Here is a 23,482-nt window from a genome sequence, read left to right as displayed (position 1 = left end):
GGGAAGCTGCGTAGTCTGAAGGAAACGGACCGGGAGTGGTAAGTCCATGACAACACTGTTCATCATACTGGTCGTGCTGTTCGCGGCGCTGTTCATCATCGTCCCCCTGCTGGAGAAGCACGCCTCCAAGGGGGATGCCATTGATGACCGCAAGCTCTCCCGCTGGATCATTCCCCTGATGGCCCTGGTGCTGGTGCTATCCATAGCCCGGTACTATTTTGGATAGCTGATCCGGGTTTGGGGAGTCACCCGGATGTGGATCGCTGCCCGGGATAGCGCGGGCCAGGGGATTTCGGGGTAAATTCCGGGCAATAAAAAAGGCAGCCGAAGCTGCCTTTTTGCGTGCTGTTGAACCTGTTATTTACAGGCCAACAACGTTCTCCGCCTGAGGACCTTTCTGGCCCTGGGTCACGGTGAACTCGACCTGCTGGCCTTCAGCCAGGGTCTTGAAGCCGTCGCCCTGGATGGCGCTGAAGTGCACGAATACGTCGGGGCCGCCTTCACGAGTGATAAAGCCGAAGCCTTTGGATTCGTTGAAGAACTTAACGGTACCGGTAACTGTAGACATATCTTTTAATATCCTGAAATCAATCTTCTAAATACGCCGCCAGGATCCCCGAATGGGACTGGTCAGCATTGTTCGGAAACAAGAAACATGCGGGATCAAAAACAGGACGTGCACTACGAACTTCGACAGGGCGTCTTATTGATGAACTGCTTTGCTAACTCTTTCCTACGGCGACCAATGTAACCTGCCTTGCCGGCAAATAGCTACTGTTATTTTTCATCGTGGGTATATTTACTCATCCATCTCCACCAGTGTCAGGTCCTGGGCCAGCCGATAGCGCTGGAAATCCCGGGCCAGGTGCAGGTTGCCGCTGTAGGCCTGCCGCGCCTCGGCGGCGATATCCCCGATCACCGGTCCCCGGTTGCCATGGAGCTGGTAGCGGGAGCTGAAGTGGGTGAGTATCAGGTTGGGCAGCTGTACCGCCTCGGCAAAACCGGCCACCTGAAGGGCTGAGCTATGCTGGGGCCAGGGGCCGACCTTGTCCGCCACATCCTGGGTGTAGGTGGCTTCGTGTACCAGCAGGTGCGCATCCTGGCAGGCGTCGCCCAGCAGCTCCGGGGTGTCGTTGTCGCCCGCCACCACCACCTTGCGCGGCAGGCGGGGGATGGTGGTGTAGTCATCGGCGCGGGCCAGCCTGCCGTCCGGCAGGTGGATGTCCTGACCCTTCTGCAGCCGGCCCCAGTCCGGCCCGGCTTCGATGCCATCTGCCTTCAGCCGGTCGGTCAGCAGCTTGCGCTCCAGCCGGGTCTCCTCGAAACGGAAGGCGTGGCAGGGTACCCGGTGGGACAGGGGAAAGCTGGTGACGCGGAAGGCGTCATCCTGCCAATGGAAGTCCGCCGCTTCGGCATTGATGAACGGCAGCTCAAAACCCAGGTTGGAGTCGGTATTGGCCAGGACGGCCTCGATGAATGGCTGCAACTGCGGCGGGCCGATCAGCGGCAGGGGCTCGGTACGCCCGGACATGGAGGCACTGGTGAGCAACCCGGGCAATCCGAAGGTATGATCACCATGGACATGGGTGATAAAAATGGCCCGTAGCTGCATCACCGACAGCCGGGTACGCAGGAGCTGGTGCTGGGTGCCTTCGCCACAGTCGATCAGGTACCACTGCCTGGGGCCGCCGTGCTGCAGTGCCAGGCCGGTGACATTGCGCGCCCGGGTCGGGGTGCCGGCGGAGGTGCCGAGAAAGGTAAATTCCACCACTGCTCCTTGTCTGGTCCTGTACCGGCTGAGGATATCAGAATCCAAGAGGGAGGTAGGCATGAGTGAACGGACATCCTGGCCCCGGATCATCCTGGGCTTTGCCACGGCCCTGGTCGTGGGGGCGGCACTGGGCTCGGTGGTACAGACCCAGGTGAACCTGATCGCTTTACTGGGGCTGGACGTGGAGATCGGTATCGGCGCCTGGCTGGCGACCACCCTGGAGGACCTGCTCAAGTTCGGGCCGGTGTACCTGGTCATGTTCGGTGTCAGTTTCCTGGTGTCCCAGATCGTGGCCATGGTGGGCACCCGGTTTGTGCTGACGTCATGGCGCACGCCGGTCTGTGCGCTGGCCGCCGCCGTCGGGCTATGGGCCACCTTCAAGCTGGTGGACCACCTGGCCCCGCCGCCGACGCTGATTGCCGCCACCCGTGATATCGGCGGCATGCTGGCGATGCTCGCCACGGCGGCTATTGCCGGCTGGCTGTTTGCCCGCATGGCAACCGGCAGGCCCGGCCCCCGTGGTCACTCCGGCGCGGCTGCCGCGGTGGCCCTGGTGACACTGGCGGGGTTCCCCGATGGCGAGGTCCGGGCGGAGCCGGCCGTGGATTATCAGGTGGAAACGGTGGTGTCCGGTCTTGAGCATCCCTGGTCCCTGGCGTTCCTGCCGGATGGTGGCATGCTGGTCACCGAGCGGCCGGGCCGTCTGCGCCGGATCACGCCGGACGGAGAGCTGGACCCGGATCCGGTCAGCGGGATGCCCGGGGTGCTTACGGGCGGGCAGGCCGGCTTGTTCGAGGTGTCCCTGGCGCCGGATTTCGAGGACAGCCGCATGCTCTACCTGAGTTACGCCTGCGGCACTGTCCAGGCCAACCACACCTGCCTGGCCCGCGCCCGTCTGGAAGGGAATGAACTCCGGGACCTGGAAGAACTGTTCAGGGCCAGGCCCGCCAAGGTGGGCACGGCTCACTATGGCGGCCGCATCGCCTGGTTGTCGGACGGCACGCTGGTGCTGTCCCTGGGGGATGGCTTTGACTATCGGGAGGAGGCGCAGCGGCTGTCCAGCCATATCGGCACCCTGGTCAGGCTGCGGCCCGACGGCTCGGTGCCACCGGATAACCCGTTTGTCGACGACCCCGATGCCCTGCCGGAAATCTACAGCTATGGCCATCGCAACGTGCAGGGGTTGACCTACGATGACGCCGGCGAACGGCTGATTGCCCATGAGCATGGCCCCCGGGGTGGTGACGAGATCAATGTCATCGAACCCGGCGCCAACTATGGGTGGCCGGTGGCCACCCATGGCCTGGATTACACCTGGGCCCGGGTCACGCCCTATACCGACTACCCGGGAACCGAGCCGCCCCGGCTGCACTGGACACCGTCCATCGCGCCGTCGGGGATGACCCTGTACACCGGCGACCGCTTCCCCCAGTGGCGCGGCGACCTGCTGGTGGGTGGCCTGGTGACCCGTGCGGTTCACCGGGTTGAGCTGAACTCCGGGGGCGTCACGGAACAGGAGAAGCTGTTCGGGGAGCAGGAGGAGCGTATCCGCGATGTCCGCACCGGCCCGGAGGGCACGGTGTACCTGCTCACGGACAGCCCGGAAGGGCGCCTCCTGAGGGTGACGCCGCCGTAGAGAGCGATAGCCGGGTTTGTTTACAGGTCTTTGGTGGGCTTCTAAGCTGAATAATGGGTTCCCTGAAAAGCAGAGGAGAACCAGCCATGAGCAAAGCCATCAACGGAAAGTTCCAGGACATGGACCAGGCCCGCAATACACGGGACGACCTGATCGGCAGCGAAATTCCGCAGGACCGGATCTTCATTGATAAAGAGGCGATGGAAATCCGGGTGATGCTGCCCGAGGAAGAAGCCCGTGAGGTCTGGGAGATCTTTGACCGCCATGGTGTGACGCACGATTAGAGAAGCCCGGATCCGGGTACTCTCCGGCAGTCACACCCATAAAAAAGGCCCGCGCAAGGCGGGCCAGAGGACAGGTAGGTCAGGTTATTCGGTGACTTCGGTGATGAACATCAGATCCATGTCACCCTGGTACACCAGCGTGGTGTAGGGACTGGAGCCTTTCACTGGCAGGTACGTCCATTCGGCCTCGCCTTCCACGTAGGTCAGGGAGCCAGAAGTCAGGACGGACCAGCCATCATCGTTAATGAAATTCTGGTCGCCGGTGACACCAAACTGCATGTAGCCAGTGCCGTCGCTGCTCAGCTCCAGATCAATGGTTTCGCTGGCTGACGCCGTCATCTCATAAGTGCCATCCTTTGTGGTTTCCGCACCGCCATCGATATCGGCAAAGCTGAGGGTCTGGGTCACGCCATCGATAAAATCGTTGCCGCTGGCTTCGACGTACACCTGCTTGGTGTCACCATTAAAGTCTTTCAGGGTTACCGCATAGCGACCCAGACGACGAAGGGTGAATTGTTCACCGCCTTCTGACTCGGGCAGGTTGTCGGACAGTGTCAACTGACCCGTCGGATGAAGCCGGGCCGGACCATCGACAAAGCCGTTTCCGCCCTCTTCCCTTGCAGGGTTGTCGTAAAATCCGCCAGGGCCATCAAGTTCCGCGGATACACTGGTCACCGCGAAGTTGTTGCCATCAAAGCTGTAGGTACCCCACTCAGAGGAAACGGCGACGTGGAGTTCTCCGTCATAAGCTTCCGTGTTGTCGTTGTGGACAATGACGTAGTTGTTGTCGTCAAGAATGGTGAGGATGTTGTGGCGATCGATTTCTTTCGTTTCGTTATAATCCTCTCTGAGGTACCAACTGCCTACCAGACTGTCCTTGGCATTGCGTACCGCTTCAAAAACAATGTCATCGGGTTCTTCAAGGGTGTTGAGGACCAGCGCCCCGTCCTTCAACGCCATGTTCCAGGTGGTGGAGGAGCCGTTGTGGACCAGGCCGCCGCTGTTATCGGACTCGTTGGTCACAGTCAGTATGAGTTCGCCGGCGGCGCTGTCCCATTCGTAAGTGCCATACTCGGCGCTGGCAGCATCCTGGTCGCCGTCATCGGCCATGGAGTGGGCAATCAGATATTCGGTTTCATTCAGGAAGGTCAGGACATTGACGTTGCCCCAGTCCTCCACGAGTACCCAGCTACCGATCAGATCGCCAGATTGGGTGGCCTGGAAGTGGGCAACCGCATCGTCCTTGGCAACCAGTGTCTTCCCCGTGGAGTTGAGGGCCGTACTGGCCTGGGTTTCAAAATCAGACTCACTGCTAGTGGGATCCAGATCGACGTCCTGCAATGCGGTGTGAATGGCGTCGGTGATGGTAATGCCGTTGCTGGCATCGCCGTCGTCATCCAGGGTCTGCAACAGGCGCAGGATGTTCAGGACGGTCGGATCGGAGCTCCAGTCGGTTGTACCGCTACCCATGTCTGCCGGAGTGATCCGACCGGTGGCCTCTACCGGCGGCAGTTCTGTACCGCCGATGCTGAAGGTGACTGTGTCGCCAGGTGCGTAGTCGTATTCGCCCAGTTCGTTGGTCTTTCCGGTCTTACCGCTTGAGGTGGTGTAGTTGATACCGGACACTGGGCTATCTACAAATACGCCGGTTTCGCTTGCGGTGACGTCTCCGCCGTTATTGTTGTCTTCACCGCTACTGTCGCTGCTGCTACCGCTACCACCCCCACCACCGCAGGCGGTGAGGGCCAGGACCGAGGCAATGGCGGGTGCTAGAATAACTTTCTTGAACTGCTCCATGGGAACTCCTTCAACATGGTCTGGATTATTATTACCGCCTATTAATGTTGTCAGGAGCATCGGTTGGGGGAATCACCCAAATGGGGGATACAGCCGTAAAAAAATGTTAAATACCGCAACGGAATGTGATCCGTCGAAACCGGGGAGACAGGTATGAAATTCATCTTTGAAGTAAGAGTCAAAGAAGGCCACACCGCCGAGGAATATGCCGACGCCTGGGTCCGCGCCAGCGAACTGATCCAGCAGGCACCCGGTGCCCGGGGCACCGAGTTGCACCGCAAGATCGGCGATCCCAACACCCTGATCGCCATCGCCAGCTGGGACAGCAAGGAACAGCGGGATGCCATGGAAGGCCAGCACAACCCGGAAATCACCGAGATTATCCGCAGCGCCGCCCCGTTCGTGGATATCACCCCTCTTGGCGAGTTCGAGGACCCGGAGTGGGTGGTGCTGCCGCCGGACCCGGAAGGAGTTTGAGATGGCTGGCGGCTGGTCAAGGGATGGTGCGGTACAGGACCAGATTGACAGCACCGTGGAGGATGCCCTCGAGCGGGCCCGCTCGAATCTGCCCCAGGGTGAGAGCCTGACGCACTGCGAGGAATGTGAAGAGCCTATTCCGGAAGCCCGGCGCAAGGCCCTGCCGGGTGTTCGCCTCTGCGTACGCTGCCAGGGCGAGAGGGATCGTGAGCAGTCGGATGCCAGTCTGTTCAATCGCCGGGGCAGCAAGGATTCCCAGCTCCGCTAACGTCTCCTGGTGTAACCTCATTTCCCGGTAACTGCGCCATTTTTGTGCGGGAAAGCCCGTCACCTGCGCACTTTAGGGGCGCTAACGGTTCGCCGGTTGCCTGCGTTTGCCCCAGCCTGCCCCGGTGAGCCCGGCATCCGGTGTATTGGCATGCTCCCTGCAAAACCATTTCTGAAACATTAGATCTGAAAGACTTACAGACAACGGTGTCTGTCCTGTTCGCGACCCAGACCGGGTCGTGGCCGGACGGCACCGTTTTTTTATGCGTGCGAGGAAAACCCTATGTCCTATCTAGTTCCTTCGGAATTTGTCACCAAGATGGTGGACGCCGGTGAAGCCAAGATCTGGATGTCCACCCGCGACACCCTGATCAGGGCCTTTATGGCCGGGGCAATCCTGGCCCTCGCTGCCGTCTTCGCCATCACCATCAACGTCCAGACCGGGGAGCCACTACTGGGGGCGGTATTGTTCCCGGTGGGGTTCTGCATGCTTTACCTGATGGGCTTTGACCTGCTGACCGGCGTTTTCATGCTCACGCCGCTGGCGTGGCTCGACAAGCGGCCTGGGGTGACCATTCCCCGTATCCTCAAGAACTGGGGGCTGGTGTTCTGCGGCAACTTCGCCGGCGCCTTTACCGTGGCCGTGATTATGGCGATTGTCTTTACCTACGGCTTCTCGGTGGAGCCCAATGAGATAGGCCAGACCATCGGCGTCATCGGTGAGAGCCGGACCGTGGGTTACAAGGAGTTCGGCGCTGCCGGCATGCTCACCATCTTCCTGCGGGGGGTGCTGTGTAACTGGATGGTGTCCATGGGCGTGGTGGGCGCGATGATCTCCACCAACGTCAGTGGCAAGGTCATCGCCATGTGGATGCCCATCATGCTGTTCTTCTACATGACCTTCGAGCATTCCGTGGTCAACATGTTCCTGTTCCCCTCCGGTCTGATCCTGGGCGGCAACTTCTCGTTGATGGACTACCTGCTGTGGAATGAACTACCGGTGGTGGTCGGCAACCTGGTGGGTGGCCTGACGTTTACCGGCCTGACCCTCTATACCACCCATGTGCGCACCGCGCCCAAGCGCAACCTGGTCTGAGTCCAGCGCCCCGGCCATTTGCTGGCCGGGGCCCATTTCCGGCGGGAGCAGGCAGTGAACCATGATCTGAGCGTTGCCATCGGCCAGTATTCCCACCCGGGCCCCAAAGCCATTAACCAGGACTTTCATGGCGCCCGTGTGCCTAAGGGGCACCCGCTGGCCAGCAAGGGTGTAGCGGTCGCCCTGGCGGATGGCATCAGTAGCAGCAACGTCAGCCAGGTGGCCAGCCAGGCCGCTGTTAACGGTTTCCTGGCGGACTATTACTGCACCTCCGACGCCTGGTCGGTGAGGAAGTCGGCCCAGCGGGTGATGCTGGCCACCAATTCGTGGCTGTACGCCCAGACCCAGCAGAGCCAGTACCGGTTCGACCGGGACCGGGGCTATGTCTGCACCCTGAGCGTGATGGTACTCAAGTCCGCCACGGCCCACCTGTTCCATGTGGGTGATGCCCGGATCTACCGGTTCCAGGGCAGTGCCCTGGAGCAACTGACCACCGATCACCGGCTCTGGGTGTCCCGGGACCAGAGTTACCTGGGCCGGGCCCTGGGCATCGGCCAGTCGCTGGAGATTGACTACCGGAGCCTGCCGGTGGACGCGGGCGACCTCTTTGTCCTGGCCACGGATGGCGTCTATGAGTTTGTCACCGCTGGGGATATCCGCGCCGCCATCGAGGCCCATGGCGAGGATCTGGATGCCGCCTCCCAGGCGATAGTGGGGCAGGCCCTGGATAACGGCAGTGACGATAACCTTACGGTACAACTGGTCCGGGTGGACGGCGTGCCCCGGGTGCGGGAGGCGGATGAACTCTACCGGCAGCTTACCGAGCTGCCGTTCCCGCCGGAACTGGATGCGCGCATGGTGTTCGATGGTTACCGCATCCTCCGCAAACTGCATGGCAGCAACCGCAGCCATGTGTTCCTGGCGGTGGACGAGGACACCGACGCCCAGGTAGTGCTGAAAACCCCGTCCATCGACCTGCGGGGTGACCCGGCCTACCTGGAGCGCTTCCTGATGGAGGAATGGATCGCCCGGCGCATTGACAGTGCCCATGTGGTCCGGCCCCGCCTGCCGGAGCGGCCGCGGCGGTATCTCTATATCGTGATGGAGTACATCGACGGCCAGACCCTGGCGCAATGGATGCAGGACCACCCGAAGCCGGACCTGGAAAGCGTCCGTGACATCATCGGGCAGATCGCCAGGGGGCTGCGGGCCTTCCATCGTCTGGAGATGCTGCACCAGGACCTGAAGCCCGCCAACGTCATGATTGACCGTGCCGGCACGGTGCGGATCGTGGATTTCGGGGCCACCCGGGTGGCGGGGGTTGAGGAGATGGATGCCGAAGGCAGGTCTGGCGGCCTGCAGGGAACGGAACAGCACAGCGCCCCGGAGTATTTCCTGGGGCAGGCCGGGACCGAAGCCTCGGACCAGTTCTCCCTGGGCATGCTGGTCTACCAGATGCTGACCGGGCGCTTGCCCTATGGCGTGCAGGTCCCTCGGGTGCGCCATCCCCGGGACCTGAACCGCCTGGGGTACCATCCCCTGACCCTGGACCGGGCCGATGTGCCCCCCTGGATGGACGATGCCATCCACCGGGCCGTCCACCCGCACCCGGACAAGCGCTACCCCGCGCTGTCGGAGTTCATCCACGACCTACGCCACCCCAACAGGGCCTACCTGGAACAGGCCCGTCGACCGCTGATGGAGCGACACCCCGTGGCCTTCTGGCAGGGGGTGTCGGCCTTGCTGCTGCTGGCACTGGTGGCGTCCTTCGCTATCCGCTAGCCTTCAGGCCAGGGCTTCCTCCACCATCCACAGGCGATCCTGACTGAAGAACATCTCGTCGTCCACGAACAGGGTGGGGGCGCCAAACACTCCCCGCCCGACGGCCTCGGTGGTGATGGCCTTGAGCCGGTCCTTGACCGTTGGGTCGCTGGCCCGGGCCATGACGTCCTCCGGGTCGAAGCCGGCGCGGGACAGGACCTGGGACACCACCTCCGGCTGCCCCATGTCCTGCTCGTCCACCCACATGGCGTTGAAGACCGCCGTCAGGTAGTCATCAAATCGGGGTGTGTCCAGGAAGGCCACCGCACCCCGCATCAGATGGAGTGTGTTCACCGGGAAGTAGGGGTTCTGGTTCAGGGTGACCCCATAGCGGCGGGCGAATCGCTGCATGTCCATCCGTGAGTAGCGGCCCTTGGCCTCAATGGCGGCAGGGGACTGGTTGCCGGTGGCCTGGAACACGCCACCCAGCAGCATGGGTTTCCATACCAGTGTCGCGTTGTGACGGCTGGCGATCCCGGGCAGTTGGGTCCAGGCCAGGTAGCTGGCCGGGCTGCCCACATCGAAGTAGCACTCCAGTGTCTTGCTCATGGTTATTCTCCGTTTGCGTCAGAAGGTTTCCAGCCAGGGGCGCAGGTCCAGCTCGTGGGTCCAGGCGTCCCGGGGTTGCCGGTGCAGCTGCAGGTACTGCTCCGCGATGTGGTCCGGGTTAAGGATGCCGTCCTGGTCCTTGAGCGCGTAGCGGTCCGGGAAGTTGTCGCGGATGAAGTCGGTATCGATGGCGCCGTCGATAATGCTGTGGGCCACGTGGATACCCTGCGGCCCCAGTTCACGGGCCATGCTCTGGGCCAGGGCCCGCAGGGCGAACTTGGCGCCGGCAAAGGCGGAGAAGCCGCTGCCACCGCGCAGGGATGCCGTCGCCCCGGTAAAGATAATGGTGCCCTGTTGCCGGGGCAGCATGACCCGGGCGGCTTCGCGGCCGGTCAGGAAGCCGGCGAAGGCCGCCATTTCCCAGACCTTGCGATACACTCGACCGGTGGTCTCGGTGATGGGGAAGCGGACGTTGGCGCCGATGTTGAAGACCACCACGGTAACCGGGCCGATATCCCGTTCTATGCCGTCGAACAGCGTTGTCATGGTGTCTTCATCCCGGGCGTCACAGCCGAAGGTGTGGACGGTGCCACCGTCGCCCTCGATGGATTCCCTGAGGGGGTCCAGGGCGTCGGCGTTGCGCCGGGTCACGCAGAGGGTAAAACCCTCGCGGGCAAAGCGGCGGGCGATGGCTCCCCCGGTGGCGTCGCCGGCGCCAATGACAACGGCGACCTGTTGCCTGGACATGGCTGTCTCCTTCTGATGGATGTCGGGTGCTCTTTTGGAAGTGCTTTCCTGATCTGCCTATCCAGCCAGGATATTACACAACCTTGCCACGAAGGGACTTGGTCTTGCCGCGCTGGGTCTTTTTATCCACGCGTTTGCGCTGGGAGGATCGGGTGGGGCGGGTTGGCCGTCGTTTCTTCTGCACTTTTACCGCATCCAGAATCAGCGCCTTCAGCCGGTCCAGGGCATCCTGGCGATTCAGTTCAAAGGTGCGGAAAGACTGGGCCTTGATGATGATCACGCCGTCTTTGGTGATGCGGTGGTCCGACAGGGCCAACAGTCGCTCCTTGTAGAAGGGCGGCAGGGTGGATCGGGCGACGTCGAAGCGCAGGTGCACCGCGCTGGCCACCTTGTTGACGTTCTGGCCGCCGGCGCCCTGGGCGCGGATCTGGGTCAGTTCGACCTCCCAGTCGGCCAGTTCCACCGCATTGGACAGGCGTATCAGTGTCGGCATAAGACAGACGGACTCAACAGAATGAACGGGGCAGTGTAACAAATCTGCCTGTCCGTCTCCGGGTCAGGGGTTCCAGGCAGCCAGTAATACGTCGGTGAGGCGGTCCATCAGGCTGCCGCCGTGGCGCCAGAAGTGCCAGTACAGGGGCACATCCAGTTGTTGACCGGGCACGATGCTGGACAGCACGCCGGTGTCCAGCTCCCGCCGGGCCTGGCTTTCCGGCAGCATGCCGTAGCCCATGCTGCTGGTGGCCAGTTTGAGGAAACCTTCCGACGACGGACACAGGTGGTAGGGAAAACGGCCATGGTAGCCGCACTGGGCCAGGAAGCGGTGCTGGAGCTGGTCGTTGGGGCCGAATACGATCACCGGGGCTGAGCGGAACGCCTCCAGGGTGGGGCCGTCCGGGAAGTACCGGGCCTGGTAGGCCGGTGTCGCCAGGGGCAGGTAGGTCATGGTGCCCAGGGACACGCAGCGGGCCCCGGCCACCGGCTGCGGGCTGCTGCACAGGCAGGCGGCGACGTCCCCCTCGCGCATCCGTTGCAGGCCGATGTCCTGATCCTCGATTACCAGGTCCAGCAGCAACCCCTCCTGCTGGCAGAACTCGCTGAGGGCATCCGCCCACCAGGTGGCGAGGCTGTCGGCGTTCAGGGCAATCCGCAGGCGGCTGGTGGATTCCGCCAGGGTAGGGATACTCTGGGCCAGGTCCCGTTCCAGCAGCTTGACCTGCTGCACATGGTTCAGCAGCCGCTGGCCTGCCGGCGTCGCGTGGGGCATCGGTGAACGGATCAGCACCGGCTGCCCGACCCGCACCTCCAGCGAACGCAGCCGCTGGGAGACAGCGGACTGGCTGATGCCGAGAGCATCGCCGGCCCGTTCAAACCCGCCATGTTCGATCACCGCCGACAGGGCTTCCAGCAATTTGTAGTCGATCATAAGTAAAACTGATGTGGCAGTAGCAATATGAATTTCCAGTATATCGGGAAGTGGCTATGATCGCCTCTCTAACAGAAAAACATCGAAGCAAGAGGCGGACATGTTGGACAGTTACCTGACCGGATTACTGGTGTGTGGCGGGATTATCGTGGCGATCGGCGCGCAGAATGCCTATGTGCTGAGCCAGGCAATCCGACGGGAACACCACTGGTGGTCCGCCGGCCTGTGCATGCTGGCGGACGTGGTGCTGTTCAGCGCCGGTATGCTGGGGGTGAGTGCCGCCCTGATGGCGGTGCCCCAGGCGCTGGAAGTCCTGCGCTGGCTGGGGGTGGTGTTCCTGGGGTGGCTGGCGATCCAGGCCCTGGTGAGGGCCGGTCGTGGCCGGGACCGGTTACAGGTGGGCGAGGTGAAAAGCCGGAGTCTCAAGGGCGTTCTTTTTACTACCCTGGCGGTGACCCTGCTCAACCCCCAGGTCTACCTCGACACCCTGCTGCTGATCCCATCCATTGGCGCCCAGCAGGAGAATACGGCGACCTTTGTGGCCGGTGCCAGCAGTGCATCCATCCTCTGGTTCGGGGCCCTGGCCTGGGGTGGTTCGGCCCTGGCCCCGGTGCTGGCGAAGCCCGTGGCCTGGCGGGTAATTGATGGGGTGATCGGCGCCATGATGGCGGGCATCGCCCTGCACCTGGCCATCAGCGGACTGTCGTGAGCGACGGATCAATGGGCGGCGTTGCCGGCGCTGGCACTGACCACGGGCCGTTTGGGTTCCTGCTCCAGGATCTTTTCCGCGTCCAGTGAGGCGATGGATACCCGATGATCCCGGGGCACGTCGCCACTCAGTTGCAGGGCCAGGTAGCGCATGGCGCAGACCCGCAGGAAGGACGTGAAGTTGCCCAGGTCATGGCCCGCGTCGATGGACTCATGGTACAGCCGGGTGACCAGTTGGGGCACGTTCATGCCGTCCCGGTCCGCCAGTTCCGCCAGCACGTGCCAGAACGTGTTTTCCATGCGGATACTGGTAACCATGCCATCAATGCGCAGGGAATGGGTCTTGCTGACCCAGAGATCCGGGTCGGCATTGATGAAGAGCTTGCACATAACGGGATCTCCTCCGCCTGGGTTCCCGGGCCGGACAAAGCCGGCCCGGGCAACCGTCAGCGGTCCAGCAGTTTGAAGAACTGGGCCAGCCAGGCCGGGTGGGCCGGCCATGCCGGTGCTGTTACCAGATTAGCATCGGTGACCGCCTGGTCCACTTCAATGTTGGCGAAGGAGCCTCCGGCCAGTTCCACCTCGGGCTGACAGGCGGGGTAGGCGGAACACTTGCGGCCTTTCAGCACACCCGCCGCCGCCAGGATCTGGGCGCCGTGGCAGATGGCCGCCACCGGCTTCTCGGTCTCGAAGAAGTGCTTCACCATCTGTTGTACCCGGTCATCCAGGCGCAGGTATTCCGGGGCACGTCCGCCGGGGATCACCAGGGCGTCGTAGCTGGCCGGGTCCACCGAATCGAAGTCGGCGGTCAGGGCGAAGCGGTGGCCGGGCTTCTCGGTGTAGGTCTGGTCTCCCTCGAAATCGTGGATGGCGGTGGCGACAGTATCGCCGGCCTTCTTGTCCGGGCAGACGGCGTCCACGGTATGGCCGACGGCCATCAGGGCCTGGAAGGGCACCATGGTTTCATAGTCCTCGGTGAAATCACCGGTGATCATCAGAATCTTTTTACCGCTCATGGCCTTCTCCTTGTCATTGTCTCGGCACAGTTGCCATCAATAACGCTATCAGGGTTGCCATAGCGGCGGGTATTAGCGGATTACTACATGGGTGAACGCTTGTCTTTGGCCCGTGGCCACGTAAAGTGAGCGCAGTACGGAGGATCAATCACGGGACACTAGCATGGCGACACGTCGAAAACGGGGGCTTTCACCGCTGGCGGGCCTGATGTTCCAGGCGGGCATTGTGGTGCTGGGACTGATATCGCTGATGGTGTTCGATATCCCGGTGGCCCTGAAGGGACTGACGGTAGCCGGCTACCTGGCCCTGGGCACGCTGGCTGGCCTGCTGACCTATGGCGTGCTGTTGCTGCTGTCACTGATGGACGTGCTGTCCTCCGACACCATGAAAAAGCATATCCGGGACCTGCACCGGTTTGTCGGGTCCCAGCGCTGGCCGGTGCTGGTCGGGCTGGCGGTTCTGGCCGGCATTGGCGAGGAACTGCTGTTCCGGGGCGTGATCCAGGGCTGGGTGGGGCAGCACCTGGGCACGGTGGCGGGCATCCTGGCCGGGGCCATGGCGTTTGGCCTGGCCCATGCCATGTCGCGGGCCTACTTCCTGGTGGCCACGGCCCTGGGGGCGCTGTTTGGTGTTGCCTATGCCCTCACCGACAGCCTGCAGCTGGTGATGGTCTGGCACGCGGTGTACGACCTGGTGGTGATTGCGGTTTTGCGCTGGTACCCGCAGTTGTTCGGTCTTGGAAGGTCCTGAAACACGGCCTCAATCGAAACGCCGGGCCTGGGTCATACGGCCCCGCCAGTAGTAACCGTTCAGGGATGACTGGGTGACGCCCACGGAGGTGGAAGCATGGATGAAATCGTCTCCGCCCATAAAGATACCGGCGTGGCTTTCCTTGCCCCGGATATTGAAGAACACCACATCACCGGGCCTTAGCTGGTCCGGTGGCACATAGTCCCCCTTGTCCAGCAACTGGGAGGTTGTGCGGGGCAGTTCCATGCCGAAGGCCTCCTGGTAGGCCCTGCCGATAAAGCCCGAACAGTCGAAGCCACGGGCATTGGTGCCGCCATACCGGTAGGGCGTACCCTCGTATCGGGCGAACACGTCCTCCAGGGCGGCGATGCGCTCGTGATCGGCCTCGGTGGCGGGCTGGTAGACCGGTGTGTAGTCCTGGCCACCCCGGTGGCCGACATCCGGCCCGGAAGCGCAGCCCGTCAACAGCAGGGCAAGGATCAGCAGCAGGCCAGCCGGCTGACGAAAAAAATGCATGGATTGCTTCCTCGACAGGGTTTCAGGGAGAACTGTACAACCCGTCCGCCGGCCTGTCAGGTCTGGATTTGCGGATTTGCGCAGTATTTACAGTCCCGGTGTCTGATGCTTGCGGGTAAGCCCCCTGTCAGAACCGGAATGCCAGCCCCGCACTGGCCTCCACCTGACCATAACCGCTGCTGTCGAAGCGCACGGCGCAGCCGCCATCGCAGAACACCGAGCCTCCGCTGTCGAGCACGGTGTAGACGCCGCGCAGGTCGAACCGGGCCAGCAGGCTTTCCGTCAACGCCAGCTTGTAGCCGCCGCCGATGGCAATGGACGCCCGGTGGTGTTCATCCAGGCCGGAGGGCTCCGGGTCCAGCCGGGTGACGCCGACCACCCCGGACACGAACCCGCCGGTGTTCTTGTGGCCGGGAAAGTACAGGCCACCGAACTGGAGCTGGTAGATGGTCACGTCCACCGAATAGCTGTCCTCGGTGAGCAACTGGTTCGAGGTGGAGGCGGTGGTTTCCTGTCGGCTGAAGTACAGCTCCGCCTGCTTGCCCGGCTCCTTCAGGTCGACATTCATGACCACGCCGAAACTCTCGGAATCCTTGAACTCCAGGGAGTCCTCCTCGTCGGTGTCCCGGTCGCTGACGTCAAACTCGCCGCCCATGCGGAACCCGGCGAAGGGGGCAATTTCCACCTCGGCCCGGGTTGCGGGGGCTAGCAGGGAGGCAATTATCAGTGACAGCAGGAGTGTGGGTCGGGGCACCCGCAGGGCCCGCTGGCTGAACAGTCTGGTCATCATAGTTCTCCGGCCTCGCTCTGGTTGAACATGGCGCCACATTACAGTGAGGTCAGGTGGTTCATGGGGCGGTTGAAAACTCCTAATGTAGACCAACTCCTACTGACAGGTCACTGATTTATGGGTGACCCACCAACCATTCATGGTTTTGAGAGGAGACGTGTTATGCAAGTCAGAGACGTCATGACGAAACAGCCGCATTATCTGGACGCGGATGCCTCCATCCGGGAAGTCGCCCAGACCATGAGTGAACGCAATACCGGCTTCGAGCCCCTGGTGAAGGACGACCGGGTGACCGGCGTGGTGACCGACCGTGACCTGGCGCTACGGGCCTATGCCGATAACCGCAGCCTGGACGAGAAGGTCAGTGCCATCGCCAGTGACAAGGTCCTCTACACCTACGAGAGTGAGGATGTAGACCACGTGCTGGAGAACATGATCGATCAGCATGTCCAGCGCCTGCTGGTACTGAATGACCCTGAGAAGAAGGACCTGTCAGGCATTGTGTCACTGGGTGATATTGCCAATCACTGTGAAGACGACCAACTGGCCCGGAAGCTGGTGAGCTGTGCCCGTCACTACCAGTGACGCAGTGACCGTTGAACCCACCGGCTGACGGACCAGCCCAGGCCCTGTGTCACGCAGGGCCTTTCCGATCCATCCTGAAAGAGAGCGCCGACTGGCCATGGGTGCAGTGATTACCACCTCCATCATTACCTGCCCGGTCTGTGGACACCGGAGCCCCGAAACGATGCCACCCAATGCCTGTCAGATCAGTTTCGAGTGCCCCCATTGCGGCGAGATCCTGAGGCCCAAACCCGGCGACTGTTGCGTATTCTGCTCCTGGGGATCGGAAAACTGTCCGCCCGTGCAACAGGGACTGGGGTCCTGCGATCGCCCTTCATCCAATCCTCAGTCCTGAGGGCGGTCCGCCTGTTTCCTGGCTTCGAAGCTTTCCAGTTCCACGTTGATGGCGTTGGTGGAGATCACGATCTCGTACAGGGAGTAGAGCAGCGACACCGACAGCAGCACCAGGCTCAGGCCGAAGGTCATGGCACCGGCCATCTGTGCGCCCAGGAACAGCATGAACATGGATACGGTACACACGAAGAAGCTGAGTACCCCGAACGTCTGCATCCGCTTGGTCAGCACAATGCGCTTGCGCAGCATGCCGATCTGGCGGGCGATCAGGGCGTGGTCCTCCTCCGAATCCATCTGCCTGAGCTGACGGATGAGCTGGGCCAGCACCAGGAAGCGGTTGGTGTACGCCAGCAGCAACAGGGAAATGGCGGGAAACAGCAGGGCGGGGGTGGTCAGGGTCAACGATGGCAATCCTTCTGGTGTAAGAGAACGGGACACCAGGCAGTATAGCGGACCTGGTCGCACCAGGTCCGCCCATCACGCTTTGCCTTACCGGATGGCACCAAGCAGTTTGTCCACGGACTCCTTGGCATCCCCGAACAGCATGTAGCTGTTGTCCCGGAAGAACAGGGGGTTCTCGACCCCGGAATAGCCGGTGGCCATGCCCCGTTTCAGGATCACCACCTGGCGGGCCTTCCAGACCTCCAGCACGGGCATGCCGGCGATGGGGCTGGTCGGATCCTCGGCGGCGGCCGGGTTGACGGTGTCGTTGGCGCCGATCACCAGGACCACATCGGTTTCCGGGAAGTCATCGTTGATCTCGTCCATTTCCAGCACGATGTCGTAGGGCACATGGGCCTCGGCCAGCAGCACGTTCATGTGCCCGGGCAGGCGCCCTGCCACCGGGTGAATGCCGAAGCGCACGTTGACGCCCCGGTCCCGCAGCAGTTTGGTCAGGTCGCTGATGCCGTTCTGGGCCTGGGCCACGGCCATGCCGTAACCGGGAACGATGATCACCGAGTCGGCATTGCGCAGTTCCTCCGCCAGTTCATCGGCGGCGATTTCCTGTACCGTTTCGTCGCCACTGCTACTGGACGAGCTGGATGAGGTCTGGCCGAAGCCGCCCAGGATCACGCTGATGAACGACCGGTTCATGGCCCGGCACATGATGTAGCTGAGGATGGCACCGCTGCTGCCCACCAGTGCGCCGGTGACAATCAGCAGGTCATTGCCCAGCATGAAGCCGATGGCCGCGGCCGCCCAGCCCGAGTAGCTGTTGAGCATGGATACCACCACCGGCATGTCGGCCCCGCCGATGGCCATGATCAGGTGAACGCCCAGCACCGCCGCAATCAGGGTCATCACGATCAGGAAGATAATGCCCATGGCCATGCTGCCGGTGCCCAGGAAGGCGGCGCCCAGCAGCACGCAGAGAATGACGGCGGCCAGGTTCATCCAGTGGCGACCGGGCAGGGTCAGGGCCTTGCTGTCGATACGCCCGTCCAGCTTGCCGCAGGCCACCAGGGACCCGGTGAAGGTCACGGCACCGATGAAGATGCCCAGGAAGACTTCCACCAGCTTGATGGTGTGTTCGACCCCCACCATCACCACCAGCGGGTCGATGTAGCTGGAAAAGCCCACCAGAACCGCCGCCAGGCCCACGAAACTGTGCAGCAGGGCCACCAGTTGCGGCATCTGGGTCATTTCCACCTTGTTGGCGATGGGCAGGCCGATGGCCGCCCCCAAAACCATGGCAATGATAATGGCAGTGAGACTGCCGGGGTCGAAACCGGCAACGGTGGCGGCAATGGCAATGAGGATGCCGGCCACCCCGTACCAGTTGCCCCGACGGGCGGATTCCTGGTGCGCGAGTCCGCCCAGGCTGAGGATAAACAGTACGCTGGCCACCACGTAGGCGACACTGATCAGTCCGGTACTCATAAGTCAGGCCTCCTACTTGTGGAACATCTTGAGCATGCGATGGGTGACGCGGAACCCGCCGGATACGTTGATCATGGCGATCAGTACCGCGATAAACGACAGGATACCCACGGCGGCATGTTCAGCCTCGGCCAGGTGCAGCAGGGCGCCGATCACGATGATGCCGCTGATGGCGTTGGTGACACTCATCAACGGGGTATGCAATGACGGCGTGACGTTCCAGATCACCTGCCAGCCGATAAAGCAGGCCAGTACGAACACCGTGAAGTGGCTCAGGAAACTCTCCGGCGCATAGGCCCCCACCCCGTAGAGGGCAAGCACGGTCACCGCCAGCAGCGCGATCTTGCCTGCGGCCTTCCGTGCCGGTGAGGGTGCCGGCGCCGCGGGTTTTGCCGGTGAAGGCTCTTCCGTGCCTGGTGGTGGCGCCGAGGTGGCCGGTTTCTCCGGTTCGGGGGGCGGCCAGGTAATGTCGTTGTCCCTGACCACGGTAAGGCCGCGGATCACCGCGTCCTCCATGTTGACCACCGGCTGGCCGTCCTTCTCGGGGGTAAGCTCGGTCATCATATGCACCAGGTTGGTGGCGTAGAGATCACTGGCCACCTTGGCCATGCGGCTGGGAAGGTCGGTATAGCCGATCAGCCGCACACCGTGCTTTTCCACGATCCTGCCGGGCTCGGTCAGTTCGCAGTTGCCACCGCGTTCCGAGGCCAGATCCACGATCACGCTGCCGGGCTTCATGGACTTGACCATGTCTTCGGTAATCAGTTTTGGTGCGGGTTTGCCGGGGATCAGGGCGGTGGTGATAATGATATCCACTTCCTTGGCCTGCTCGGCGAACAGGGCCATTTCCGCCTTGATGAACTCATCGCTCATCTGCTTGGCGTAGCCGCCCCCGCCGCTACCTTCCTCGTCACCGAAGTCCAGCTCCAGGAATTCGGCACCTATGCTTTCCACCTGTTCCTTCACCTCCAGGCGGGTGTCGAAGGCCCGTACCACGGCGCCCATGCTGTTGGCGGTGCCGATGGCCGCCAGCCCGGCCACCCCGGCGCCAATCACCATCACCTTGGCTGGCGGTACCTTGCCGGCGGCGGTGACCTGTCCGGTGAAGAAGCGGCCAAACTGGCTGGCGGCCTCGATCACGGCCCGGTAGCCGGCAATATTGGCCATGGCGCTGAGGGCGTCCATCTTCTGTGCGCGGCTTATCCGGGGCAGGGCGTCGATGGCGAAGGTGGTGACCTTGCGATCCGCCAGCTTCTGGAGCAGTTCCGGATTCTGGGCCGGCCAGATGTAGCTCCCCAGGAGGGCGCCCTCGCGGATCATGTCTGCTTCGTGCTTGTGGGTGTCCGGGTGCTCCGTGGGCGCCCGTACCTTGAGGATGATGTCCGATTCCCGCCAGAGGCTGGTGGTGTCCTCGGCCATGGCGGCACCGGCCTCCCGGTAGACATCGTCGTGATAGTCGGCGGCGTCACCGGCGCCGGATTCGATCACCACTTCATAACCCAGTTTGATCAGCTTCTCCACGCTGGCGGGGGTGGCGGCCACCCGCCGTTCATCCGGATAGATTTCCTTCGGGATACCAATTTTCATTGTTGTTGACTCCTGACATTAATCTTCAGAATCACCGTATTCGTAGACGACAGTATAGGAGGTCCTGATGCCCCCGGGTTCTCATTACATCACTACCGGCGGCACGCCGATCAGCCACTGGTGGATCCACATGACGAACAGCACGTAGATGACCAGTCCGCCGATCACCGCAGTGGCGTCGTTTGCCGGTTTGGTGGGCAGGGTCGGTACCGGGTGCCCGCTGCGACGTTTCAGGGAAATCCGGTCGATCACCGCCCAGGCCAGGAAACTGCCGAACAGCAGGACGTCGTGGAGCATGCCGTTGGCCAGCAGGTGAGCCACCGCCCAGAGCTTGACCGCGACCAGCATCGGATGCTTGACCGTACGGCTGATCCGACCGGGGAAGTAGGTCGAGACCAGCAACGGGAATACCGGCACCAGTAACAACAGGGCCACATGCCGTAGCCAGGCCGGTGGCGCATAGAGCAGGGTGGGTTCCATCCGGGCCAGGCCGTAGCCCCAGACAATCAGGACCAGGCCGACGGCCGACAGTGCTGAGAAGCCCCCCTTGAAGGGACCTTCGCCCAGTCTTTCCAGGAGCCGGTGGCGGAAGGGTTCGTTGATGATCGAGAGCGAGTGAACGCCCAGGAAGATAATCAGTCCAAGGATAAGTACCAGCATAGACTCGGTTTTCCATTTGTTGTTTGTGCGCAGTCTAGTTTGTTCCGGTGATATCTGCGTAACCGATTCGGCGCACGGGTGGATAACTGACTATAGTGAAAGTGTCCCTGCCGGTTCGCCGTAGAACCGGGCAGGGGCTTCCGCAGCTGCATCGGGAGCCATACTATGCAGATAGCCTACAATGCCCGGGACCTCACCGAGGCCCACATCATAGCCGGTTTGCTGGGCGCCCACGGCATCGACAGTCATGTGGGCGGGCACTACCTGCAGGGCGCTCTCGGGGAAATCGGTGCCGCCGGCTTCACCAATGTGCAGGTGGATGACGAAGACTACCTGGAAGCCCGTCGCCTGATTGCCGAGTACGAGGGGGCGGCCACCACCGACGGTCGCCGTATTCCTTCTGCGGATGACGGCAGTGAGTTTTATGCCCGCTGGTTCCTGCTGCTCATGCTGGCGGTGGCGGTGGGCTTCGTGCTGGTGCTCTGATGGCAGGTTCTTCCCGGTCGGCGCTGGCCGGCCTGCTGGCGCTGGTGATGCTGTCCGGCTGTGCCACCGGTCAGCCCGACGAGGATGGCCGTTACCCGGGTGACGCCCGGGAGTGTGATAATCTGCCCCTGTACGAGCGGCAGGAATGCCGGGAGCGGCACCCGCCGCTGCATGAGCCCTACGATCTCACACGACCGGAACTGTCATGAGGAGCCGATGCGCATACGGGTAACCCATCAGCGCATTACCTTCGTGCTGCAATGCCTGCTGTTTATCGAGGTGCTGGTGGCTCTGTGGACCCAGCGCTGGTTCACGGGGTTCTTCACCGTGCTGATTATCCTGGTGACCTTCCTGCCGGTGCTGCTGGAACGCCGCTTCAGGATCCACATCCCGCCGGAAATGCAGTTGCTGGCCATCGCCTTTGTGTTCGCCTCCCTGTTCCTGGGGGAGGTACGGGACTACTACAACCGTTTCTGGTGGTGGGACATTGTGCTGCACACCTCCTCCGGCTTCCTGCTGGGCATTTTCGGGTTCCTGCTGGTGCACGTGCTGAACGAAGCGGAACGGGTCCAGGTGCACATGAAACCGGGATTTGTCGCCTTCTTCGCATTCCTGTTCGCCCTGGGTGTCGGGGCATTGTGGGAGATCTTCGAGTTCACCATGGACCAGGTGGCCGGTACGACCATGCAGAAGCCGATGCTGGGGGATCCGTCGGGGCTCACCGATACCATGTGGGACCTGACCGTCGATGCCCTGGGAGCATTGGTTATCAGTGTGTTGGGCTGGCGTTACCTGAAGAATCCGCAGAAGGCGTCCTTCCTGGAACGATGGATCGGAGAGTTTGTCGAACGTAATCCCCGGTTTTTTCGGAAATAGGGAGGCACCCATGCCCACCGTGAATCCCGGATGGGGCAGGCGATGATCTGGCAATGGCTGGCGGACGCTGTGCTGGCCCTCCACGTGGGGGTGGTCCTGTTCGTGGTGCTGGGGCTGGTGCTGGTGTTCCTGGGCAACGGGCTGGGCTGGCGATGGGTCAACCACCTGTGGTTCCGGCTGGCCCACCTGGTGGCGATCGGGGTGGTGGTGCTCCAGGCCTGGCTCGGGGTGATCTGTCCACTCACCACCCTGGAAATGTGGCTTCGACGGCAGGCCGGTCAGGCTGGCTATGATGGCAGCTTTATTGAACACTGGCTGCAGCAGCTACTGTACTACCAGGCACCGGCCTGGGTGTTCATAACGCTCTATACGGGGTTTGGTTTGCTGGTTGTGGCAACCTGGTGGTGGTTCCCGCCGCGTCGTCGATCTTAAACAGGGGTTACCCAATGCCCAGACTGTTCCTGGGGCTGGAATTGCCCGAGCCGGTCAAGGACCGGCTGCTGGACTGGAAAACCGATATCGCTGGTGCCCGCTGGCAGCGCCGGGAGCAGCTCCACCTGACCCTCTGTTTCCTGGGGCAGCTTGCCCCTGACCGGGTGCCGGCGGTCTTCCGGGCCATGGCGGACCTGGAGAGTGCCGCCTTCGAGCTGCAGCCGGTGTCGGTAGGTTGTTTCGGCCCCTCACCGCGCCCCCGGACCCTGTGGGCCGGGGTTGATCCGGAGGAACCGGTGAAGGCGTTACACGAGGAGGTCACCGGCAGGATCCGCGATGCCGGGCTGCCGGTGGAGGTTCGCCCGTTCACGCCCCACATTACCCTGGCCCGGTTTGGCCGGCAGGCGGGAGGGCCCGCGGACGCCTTCCTCCTGGACCATCGCGAGGCCTCGGCGCCGGGGTTCCTGGTGGATCGGGTCAGCCTGTTCCTGAGCCAGACCGGAGACAGTGGCTCGCACTACCAAGTGCTGGCGAACTTTCCCCTGCGGCAGGCCCAAACATCGGAGCCGGGATGTTAGGGTGAGGGACACGTCACCGGATGGAGGAGACACCATGGTCGATTCCAGTGACAGACTTCGGGTGTACTACGATGGCTCCTGTCCCAGTTGTATCCGGGACCGGGAACAGTACGAGAAGCTGGCCGGCGATGCCGGCAACAACGTTGAGTGGGTGGATATTACGGGCCGGGATGAGGAGTTACGGTCCGTCGGTATCGAGCCACAGGCCGCTCTCAAGGAGCTGCATGTGGAGGATGGTCAGGGGCGCATCCACCGGGAGATGGATGCCTATATCCTGCTCATGTCCCGGGTCAGGCTGTTGAAGCCACTGGCCTGGGTGATGGGCCTGCCGGTTATCCGCCCCCTGCTGGCGCGGATCTACCACTGGATGGTCAACCGGCGGCTGGAGCGTACCGGGCGGATGCCGTAACCG

The 23,482-nt window shown here is 62.4% G+C and carries 32 protein-coding genes; 17 read left to right on the top strand and 15 right to left on the bottom strand.

Annotation, left to right across the window (positions count from 1 at the left end; translation table 11 throughout):
- Positions 1-46: 46 nt before the first annotated feature.
- Entirely contained in the window at positions 47-226 is a 180-nt protein-coding gene (locus RO069_RS07105) for a hypothetical protein (RefSeq protein ID WP_328186311.1), read from the top strand.
- Positions 227-361: 135 nt separating this feature from the next.
- Here RO069_RS07105 and RO069_RS07100 read toward each other — a convergent pair whose 3' ends face one another.
- Positions 362-568 carry a cold-shock protein gene (locus tag RO069_RS07100; RefSeq protein WP_328186309.1) on the bottom strand — a complete coding sequence of 69 codons (207 nt, stop codon included), beginning with the start codon at positions 566-568 and terminating at the stop codon, positions 362-364.
- Positions 569-799: 231 nt separating this feature from the next.
- Entirely contained in the window at positions 800-1,768 is a 969-nt protein-coding gene (locus RO069_RS07095) for a ribonuclease Z (RefSeq protein WP_328186307.1), read from the bottom strand.
- Between the two features lie 61 nt (positions 1,769-1,829).
- Here RO069_RS07095 and RO069_RS07090 point away from each other — a divergent pair, with 61 nt between their 5' ends.
- Positions 1,830-3,407, top strand: a complete 1,578-nt coding sequence (locus tag RO069_RS07090) for a PQQ-dependent sugar dehydrogenase (protein WP_328186305.1) — start codon at positions 1,830-1,832, stop codon at positions 3,405-3,407.
- A gap of 86 nt (positions 3,408-3,493) precedes the next feature.
- Positions 3,494-3,691 (top strand): hypothetical protein, encoded by a 198-nt coding sequence (locus tag RO069_RS07085; RefSeq protein ID WP_328186304.1) that lies wholly within the window; start codon positions 3,494-3,496, stop codon positions 3,689-3,691.
- 84 nt (positions 3,692-3,775) lie between these two features.
- On the opposite strand, the gene RO069_RS07080 is transcribed toward RO069_RS07085, so the two are convergent.
- Positions 3,776-5,488 (bottom strand): hypothetical protein, encoded by a 1,713-nt coding sequence (locus tag RO069_RS07080; RefSeq protein ID WP_328186302.1) that lies wholly within the window; start codon positions 5,486-5,488, stop codon positions 3,776-3,778.
- 153 nt (positions 5,489-5,641) lie between these two features.
- On the opposite strand from RO069_RS07080, the gene RO069_RS07075 reads away from it, so the two are divergent.
- From RO069_RS07075 to RO069_RS07060, 4 genes are all read left to right on the top strand, one after another.
- Entirely contained in the window at positions 5,642-5,965 is a 324-nt protein-coding gene (locus tag RO069_RS07075; RefSeq protein ID WP_328186300.1) for an antibiotic biosynthesis monooxygenase family protein, read from the top strand.
- 1 nt (position 5,966) lies between these two features.
- Positions 5,967-6,233 (top strand): DksA/TraR family C4-type zinc finger protein, encoded by a 267-nt coding sequence (locus tag RO069_RS07070; protein ID WP_328186298.1) that lies wholly within the window; start codon positions 5,967-5,969, stop codon positions 6,231-6,233.
- Between the two features lie 282 nt (positions 6,234-6,515).
- Positions 6,516-7,328, top strand: a complete 813-nt coding sequence (locus RO069_RS07065) for a formate/nitrite transporter family protein (protein ID WP_328186297.1) — start codon at positions 6,516-6,518, stop codon at positions 7,326-7,328.
- A gap of 54 nt (positions 7,329-7,382) precedes the next feature.
- The gene (locus RO069_RS07060; RefSeq protein WP_328186295.1) at positions 7,383-9,110 is read left to right on the top strand and encodes a bifunctional protein-serine/threonine kinase/phosphatase; all 1,728 of its coding nucleotides are present in this window, start codon (positions 7,383-7,385) and stop codon (positions 9,108-9,110) included.
- A gap of 3 nt (positions 9,111-9,113) precedes the next feature.
- Here RO069_RS07060 and RO069_RS07055 read toward each other — a convergent pair whose 3' ends face one another.
- The 4 genes from RO069_RS07055 to RO069_RS07040 all read right to left on the bottom strand — a co-directional run bounded on the left by RO069_RS07055 (position 9,114) and on the right by RO069_RS07040 (position 11,871).
- Positions 9,114-9,698: a 2-hydroxychromene-2-carboxylate isomerase gene (locus RO069_RS07055; RefSeq protein WP_328186294.1), complete on the bottom strand. Its 585-nt coding sequence runs from the start codon at positions 9,696-9,698 to the stop codon at positions 9,114-9,116.
- 18 nt (positions 9,699-9,716) lie between these two features.
- Positions 9,717-10,445, bottom strand: a complete 729-nt coding sequence (locus RO069_RS07050) for an SDR family oxidoreductase (RefSeq protein WP_328186292.1) — start codon at positions 10,443-10,445, stop codon at positions 9,717-9,719.
- A 73-nt stretch (positions 10,446-10,518) separates the two neighbouring features.
- Positions 10,519-10,929: an alternative ribosome rescue aminoacyl-tRNA hydrolase ArfB gene (arfB, locus tag RO069_RS07045; protein ID WP_328186344.1), complete on the bottom strand. Its 411-nt coding sequence runs from the start codon at positions 10,927-10,929 to the stop codon at positions 10,519-10,521.
- Between the two features lie 72 nt (positions 10,930-11,001).
- Positions 11,002-11,871, bottom strand: a complete 870-nt coding sequence (locus tag RO069_RS07040; protein ID WP_328186290.1) for a LysR family transcriptional regulator ArgP — start codon at positions 11,869-11,871, stop codon at positions 11,002-11,004.
- A gap of 100 nt (positions 11,872-11,971) precedes the next feature.
- Between RO069_RS07040 and RO069_RS07035 the strand changes: the two genes are divergently transcribed.
- Positions 11,972-12,580: a LysE/ArgO family amino acid transporter gene (locus RO069_RS07035; RefSeq protein WP_328186289.1), complete on the top strand. Its 609-nt coding sequence runs from the start codon at positions 11,972-11,974 to the stop codon at positions 12,578-12,580.
- Between the two features lie 8 nt (positions 12,581-12,588).
- Here RO069_RS07035 and RO069_RS07030 read toward each other — a convergent pair whose 3' ends face one another.
- Together RO069_RS07030 and RO069_RS07025 are read right to left on the bottom strand one after the other, a co-directional pair.
- Complete coding sequence (locus RO069_RS07030; RefSeq protein WP_328186287.1) at positions 12,589-12,969, bottom strand: ribbon-helix-helix domain-containing protein; 381 nt, start codon at positions 12,967-12,969, stop codon at positions 12,589-12,591.
- A 56-nt stretch (positions 12,970-13,025) separates the two neighbouring features.
- Entirely contained in the window at positions 13,026-13,595 is a 570-nt protein-coding gene (locus tag RO069_RS07025; RefSeq protein WP_328186285.1) for a DJ-1/PfpI family protein, read from the bottom strand.
- A gap of 163 nt (positions 13,596-13,758) precedes the next feature.
- Between RO069_RS07025 and RO069_RS07020 the strand changes: the two genes are divergently transcribed.
- Positions 13,759-14,346, top strand: coding sequence for a CPBP family intramembrane glutamic endopeptidase (locus tag RO069_RS07020; RefSeq protein ID WP_328186284.1), 588 nt, complete (start codon positions 13,759-13,761; stop codon positions 14,344-14,346).
- A 9-nt stretch (positions 14,347-14,355) separates the two neighbouring features.
- Here the strand turns inward: RO069_RS07020 and RO069_RS07015 are convergent, their stop codons facing one another.
- Positions 14,356-14,862: a C40 family peptidase gene (locus RO069_RS07015; RefSeq protein WP_328186282.1), complete on the bottom strand. Its 507-nt coding sequence runs from the start codon at positions 14,860-14,862 to the stop codon at positions 14,356-14,358.
- Between the two features lie 127 nt (positions 14,863-14,989).
- Positions 14,990-15,649: a hypothetical protein gene (locus tag RO069_RS07010; RefSeq protein WP_328186281.1), complete on the bottom strand. Its 660-nt coding sequence runs from the start codon at positions 15,647-15,649 to the stop codon at positions 14,990-14,992.
- Between the two features lie 165 nt (positions 15,650-15,814).
- Here RO069_RS07010 and RO069_RS07005 point away from each other — a divergent pair, with 165 nt between their 5' ends.
- Together RO069_RS07005 and RO069_RS07000 are read left to right on the top strand one after the other, a co-directional pair.
- Positions 15,815-16,237 (top strand): CBS domain-containing protein, encoded by a 423-nt coding sequence (locus RO069_RS07005; protein WP_328186279.1) that lies wholly within the window; start codon positions 15,815-15,817, stop codon positions 16,235-16,237.
- A gap of 97 nt (positions 16,238-16,334) precedes the next feature.
- On the top strand, positions 16,335-16,571 hold the full coding sequence (locus RO069_RS07000; RefSeq protein ID WP_328186278.1) for a GDCCVxC domain-containing (seleno)protein: 237 nt from the start codon (positions 16,335-16,337) through the stop codon (positions 16,569-16,571).
- On the opposite strand, the gene RO069_RS06995 is transcribed toward RO069_RS07000, so the two are convergent.
- From RO069_RS06995 to RO069_RS06980, 4 genes are all read right to left on the bottom strand, one after another.
- Positions 16,562-16,972, bottom strand: coding sequence for a DUF2721 domain-containing protein (locus RO069_RS06995; RefSeq protein WP_328186276.1), 411 nt, complete (start codon positions 16,970-16,972; stop codon positions 16,562-16,564). The genes RO069_RS07000 and RO069_RS06995 overlap by 10 nt on opposite strands.
- An 87-nt stretch (positions 16,973-17,059) precedes the next feature.
- Positions 17,060-18,451, bottom strand: a complete 1,392-nt coding sequence (pntB, locus tag RO069_RS06990; RefSeq protein ID WP_328186275.1) for a Re/Si-specific NAD(P)(+) transhydrogenase subunit beta — start codon at positions 18,449-18,451, stop codon at positions 17,060-17,062.
- Between the two features lie 12 nt (positions 18,452-18,463).
- Positions 18,464-20,038: a Re/Si-specific NAD(P)(+) transhydrogenase subunit alpha gene (locus RO069_RS06985; RefSeq protein ID WP_328186274.1), complete on the bottom strand. Its 1,575-nt coding sequence runs from the start codon at positions 20,036-20,038 to the stop codon at positions 18,464-18,466.
- Between the two features lie 84 nt (positions 20,039-20,122).
- Positions 20,123-20,698 (bottom strand): NnrU family protein, encoded by a 576-nt coding sequence (locus RO069_RS06980; RefSeq protein ID WP_328186272.1) that lies wholly within the window; start codon positions 20,696-20,698, stop codon positions 20,123-20,125.
- Positions 20,699-20,863: 165 nt separating this feature from the next.
- Here RO069_RS06980 and RO069_RS06975 point away from each other — a divergent pair, with 165 nt between their 5' ends.
- From RO069_RS06975 to RO069_RS06950, 6 genes are read left to right on the top strand one after another with little or no spacing between them, the layout of a single operon-like run.
- A complete protein-coding gene (locus tag RO069_RS06975) occupies positions 20,864-21,184 on the top strand; it encodes a putative signal transducing protein (protein WP_328186270.1) in 321 nt (106 codons plus the stop codon).
- The gene (locus RO069_RS06970) at positions 21,184-21,393 is read left to right on the top strand and encodes a hypothetical protein (RefSeq protein ID WP_328186269.1); all 210 of its coding nucleotides are present in this window, start codon (positions 21,184-21,186) and stop codon (positions 21,391-21,393) included. Before RO069_RS06975 ends, RO069_RS06970 begins: the two co-directional genes overlap by 1 nt.
- Before the next feature lie 7 nt (positions 21,394-21,400).
- Positions 21,401-22,060: a hypothetical protein gene (locus tag RO069_RS06965; RefSeq protein ID WP_328186267.1), complete on the top strand. Its 660-nt coding sequence runs from the start codon at positions 21,401-21,403 to the stop codon at positions 22,058-22,060.
- 42 nt (positions 22,061-22,102) lie between these two features.
- Complete coding sequence (locus RO069_RS06960) at positions 22,103-22,492, top strand: DUF2784 domain-containing protein (protein WP_328186265.1); 390 nt, start codon at positions 22,103-22,105, stop codon at positions 22,490-22,492.
- Between the two features lie 14 nt (positions 22,493-22,506).
- Positions 22,507-23,070, top strand: a complete 564-nt coding sequence (gene thpR / locus RO069_RS06955; protein ID WP_328186264.1) for an RNA 2',3'-cyclic phosphodiesterase — start codon at positions 22,507-22,509, stop codon at positions 23,068-23,070.
- Between the two features lie 34 nt (positions 23,071-23,104).
- Positions 23,105-23,479 carry a thiol-disulfide oxidoreductase DCC family protein gene (locus tag RO069_RS06950; RefSeq protein WP_328186263.1) on the top strand — a complete coding sequence of 125 codons (375 nt, stop codon included), beginning with the start codon at positions 23,105-23,107 and terminating at the stop codon, positions 23,477-23,479.
- The last annotated feature ends 3 nt before the right edge of the window (positions 23,480-23,482 follow it).

Source organism: Marinobacter sp. OP 3.4 (assembly GCF_036224885.1).
In the GTDB taxonomy this organism is placed as follows: Bacteria; Pseudomonadota; Gammaproteobacteria; order Pseudomonadales; family Oleiphilaceae; genus Marinobacter.
Note: the sequence above shows the minus strand (reverse complement) of the source record. Positions and strands in the feature narration are given on the sequence as shown.

Excerpts from the sequence above, each read along its gene's own strand:
- thpR (WP_328186264.1), top strand. The coding sequence starts at position 22,507 with ATGCCCAGACTGTTCCTGGGGCTGGAATTGCCCGAGCCGGTCAAGGAC.
- RO069_RS06970 (WP_328186269.1), top strand. The coding sequence starts at position 21,184 with ATGGCAGGTTCTTCCCGGTCGGCGCTGGCCGGCCTGCTGGCGCTGGTG.
- RO069_RS07085 (WP_328186304.1), top strand. The coding sequence starts at position 3,494 with ATGAGCAAAGCCATCAACGGAAAGTTCCAGGACATGGACCAGGCCCGC.
- RO069_RS07020 (WP_328186284.1), top strand. The coding sequence starts at position 13,759 with ATGGCGACACGTCGAAAACGGGGGCTTTCACCGCTGGCGGGCCTGATG.
- RO069_RS07015 (WP_328186282.1), bottom strand. The coding sequence starts at position 14,862 with ATGCATTTTTTTCGTCAGCCGGCTGGCCTGCTGCTGATCCTTGCCCTG.
- RO069_RS07080 (WP_328186302.1), bottom strand. The coding sequence starts at position 5,488 with ATGGAGCAGTTCAAGAAAGTTATTCTAGCACCCGCCATTGCCTCGGTC.
- RO069_RS07040 (WP_328186290.1), bottom strand. The coding sequence starts at position 11,871 with ATGATCGACTACAAATTGCTGGAAGCCCTGTCGGCGGTGATCGAACAT.
- RO069_RS07065 (WP_328186297.1), top strand. The coding sequence starts at position 6,516 with ATGTCCTATCTAGTTCCTTCGGAATTTGTCACCAAGATGGTGGACGCC.
- RO069_RS06975 (WP_328186270.1), top strand. The coding sequence starts at position 20,864 with ATGCAGATAGCCTACAATGCCCGGGACCTCACCGAGGCCCACATCATA.
- RO069_RS06960 (WP_328186265.1), top strand. The coding sequence starts at position 22,103 with ATGATCTGGCAATGGCTGGCGGACGCTGTGCTGGCCCTCCACGTGGGG.
- RO069_RS07025 (WP_328186285.1), bottom strand. The coding sequence starts at position 13,595 with ATGAGCGGTAAAAAGATTCTGATGATCACCGGTGATTTCACCGAGGAC.
- RO069_RS07035 (WP_328186289.1), top strand. The coding sequence starts at position 11,972 with ATGTTGGACAGTTACCTGACCGGATTACTGGTGTGTGGCGGGATTATC.
- RO069_RS07100 (WP_328186309.1), bottom strand. The coding sequence starts at position 568 with ATGTCTACAGTTACCGGTACCGTTAAGTTCTTCAACGAATCCAAAGGC.
- pntB (WP_328186275.1), bottom strand. The coding sequence starts at position 18,451 with ATGAGTACCGGACTGATCAGTGTCGCCTACGTGGTGGCCAGCGTACTG.
- RO069_RS06950 (WP_328186263.1), top strand. The coding sequence starts at position 23,105 with ATGGTCGATTCCAGTGACAGACTTCGGGTGTACTACGATGGCTCCTGT.
- RO069_RS07050 (WP_328186292.1), bottom strand. The coding sequence starts at position 10,445 with ATGTCCAGGCAACAGGTCGCCGTTGTCATTGGCGCCGGCGACGCCACC.
- RO069_RS07000 (WP_328186278.1), top strand. The coding sequence starts at position 16,335 with ATGGGTGCAGTGATTACCACCTCCATCATTACCTGCCCGGTCTGTGGA.
- RO069_RS07090 (WP_328186305.1), top strand. The coding sequence starts at position 1,830 with ATGAGTGAACGGACATCCTGGCCCCGGATCATCCTGGGCTTTGCCACG.
- RO069_RS06965 (WP_328186267.1), top strand. The coding sequence starts at position 21,401 with ATGCGCATACGGGTAACCCATCAGCGCATTACCTTCGTGCTGCAATGC.
- RO069_RS07075 (WP_328186300.1), top strand. The coding sequence starts at position 5,642 with ATGAAATTCATCTTTGAAGTAAGAGTCAAAGAAGGCCACACCGCCGAG.
- RO069_RS07010 (WP_328186281.1), bottom strand. The coding sequence starts at position 15,649 with ATGACCAGACTGTTCAGCCAGCGGGCCCTGCGGGTGCCCCGACCCACA.
- RO069_RS07030 (WP_328186287.1), bottom strand. The coding sequence starts at position 12,969 with ATGTGCAAGCTCTTCATCAATGCCGACCCGGATCTCTGGGTCAGCAAG.
- RO069_RS07105 (WP_328186311.1), top strand. The coding sequence starts at position 47 with ATGACAACACTGTTCATCATACTGGTCGTGCTGTTCGCGGCGCTGTTC.
- RO069_RS06980 (WP_328186272.1), bottom strand. The coding sequence starts at position 20,698 with ATGCTGGTACTTATCCTTGGACTGATTATCTTCCTGGGCGTTCACTCG.
- RO069_RS07070 (WP_328186298.1), top strand. The coding sequence starts at position 5,967 with ATGGCTGGCGGCTGGTCAAGGGATGGTGCGGTACAGGACCAGATTGAC.
- RO069_RS07005 (WP_328186279.1), top strand. The coding sequence starts at position 15,815 with ATGCAAGTCAGAGACGTCATGACGAAACAGCCGCATTATCTGGACGCG.
- RO069_RS06985 (WP_328186274.1), bottom strand. The coding sequence starts at position 20,038 with ATGAAAATTGGTATCCCGAAGGAAATCTATCCGGATGAACGGCGGGTG.
- RO069_RS07055 (WP_328186294.1), bottom strand. The coding sequence starts at position 9,698 with ATGAGCAAGACACTGGAGTGCTACTTCGATGTGGGCAGCCCGGCCAGC.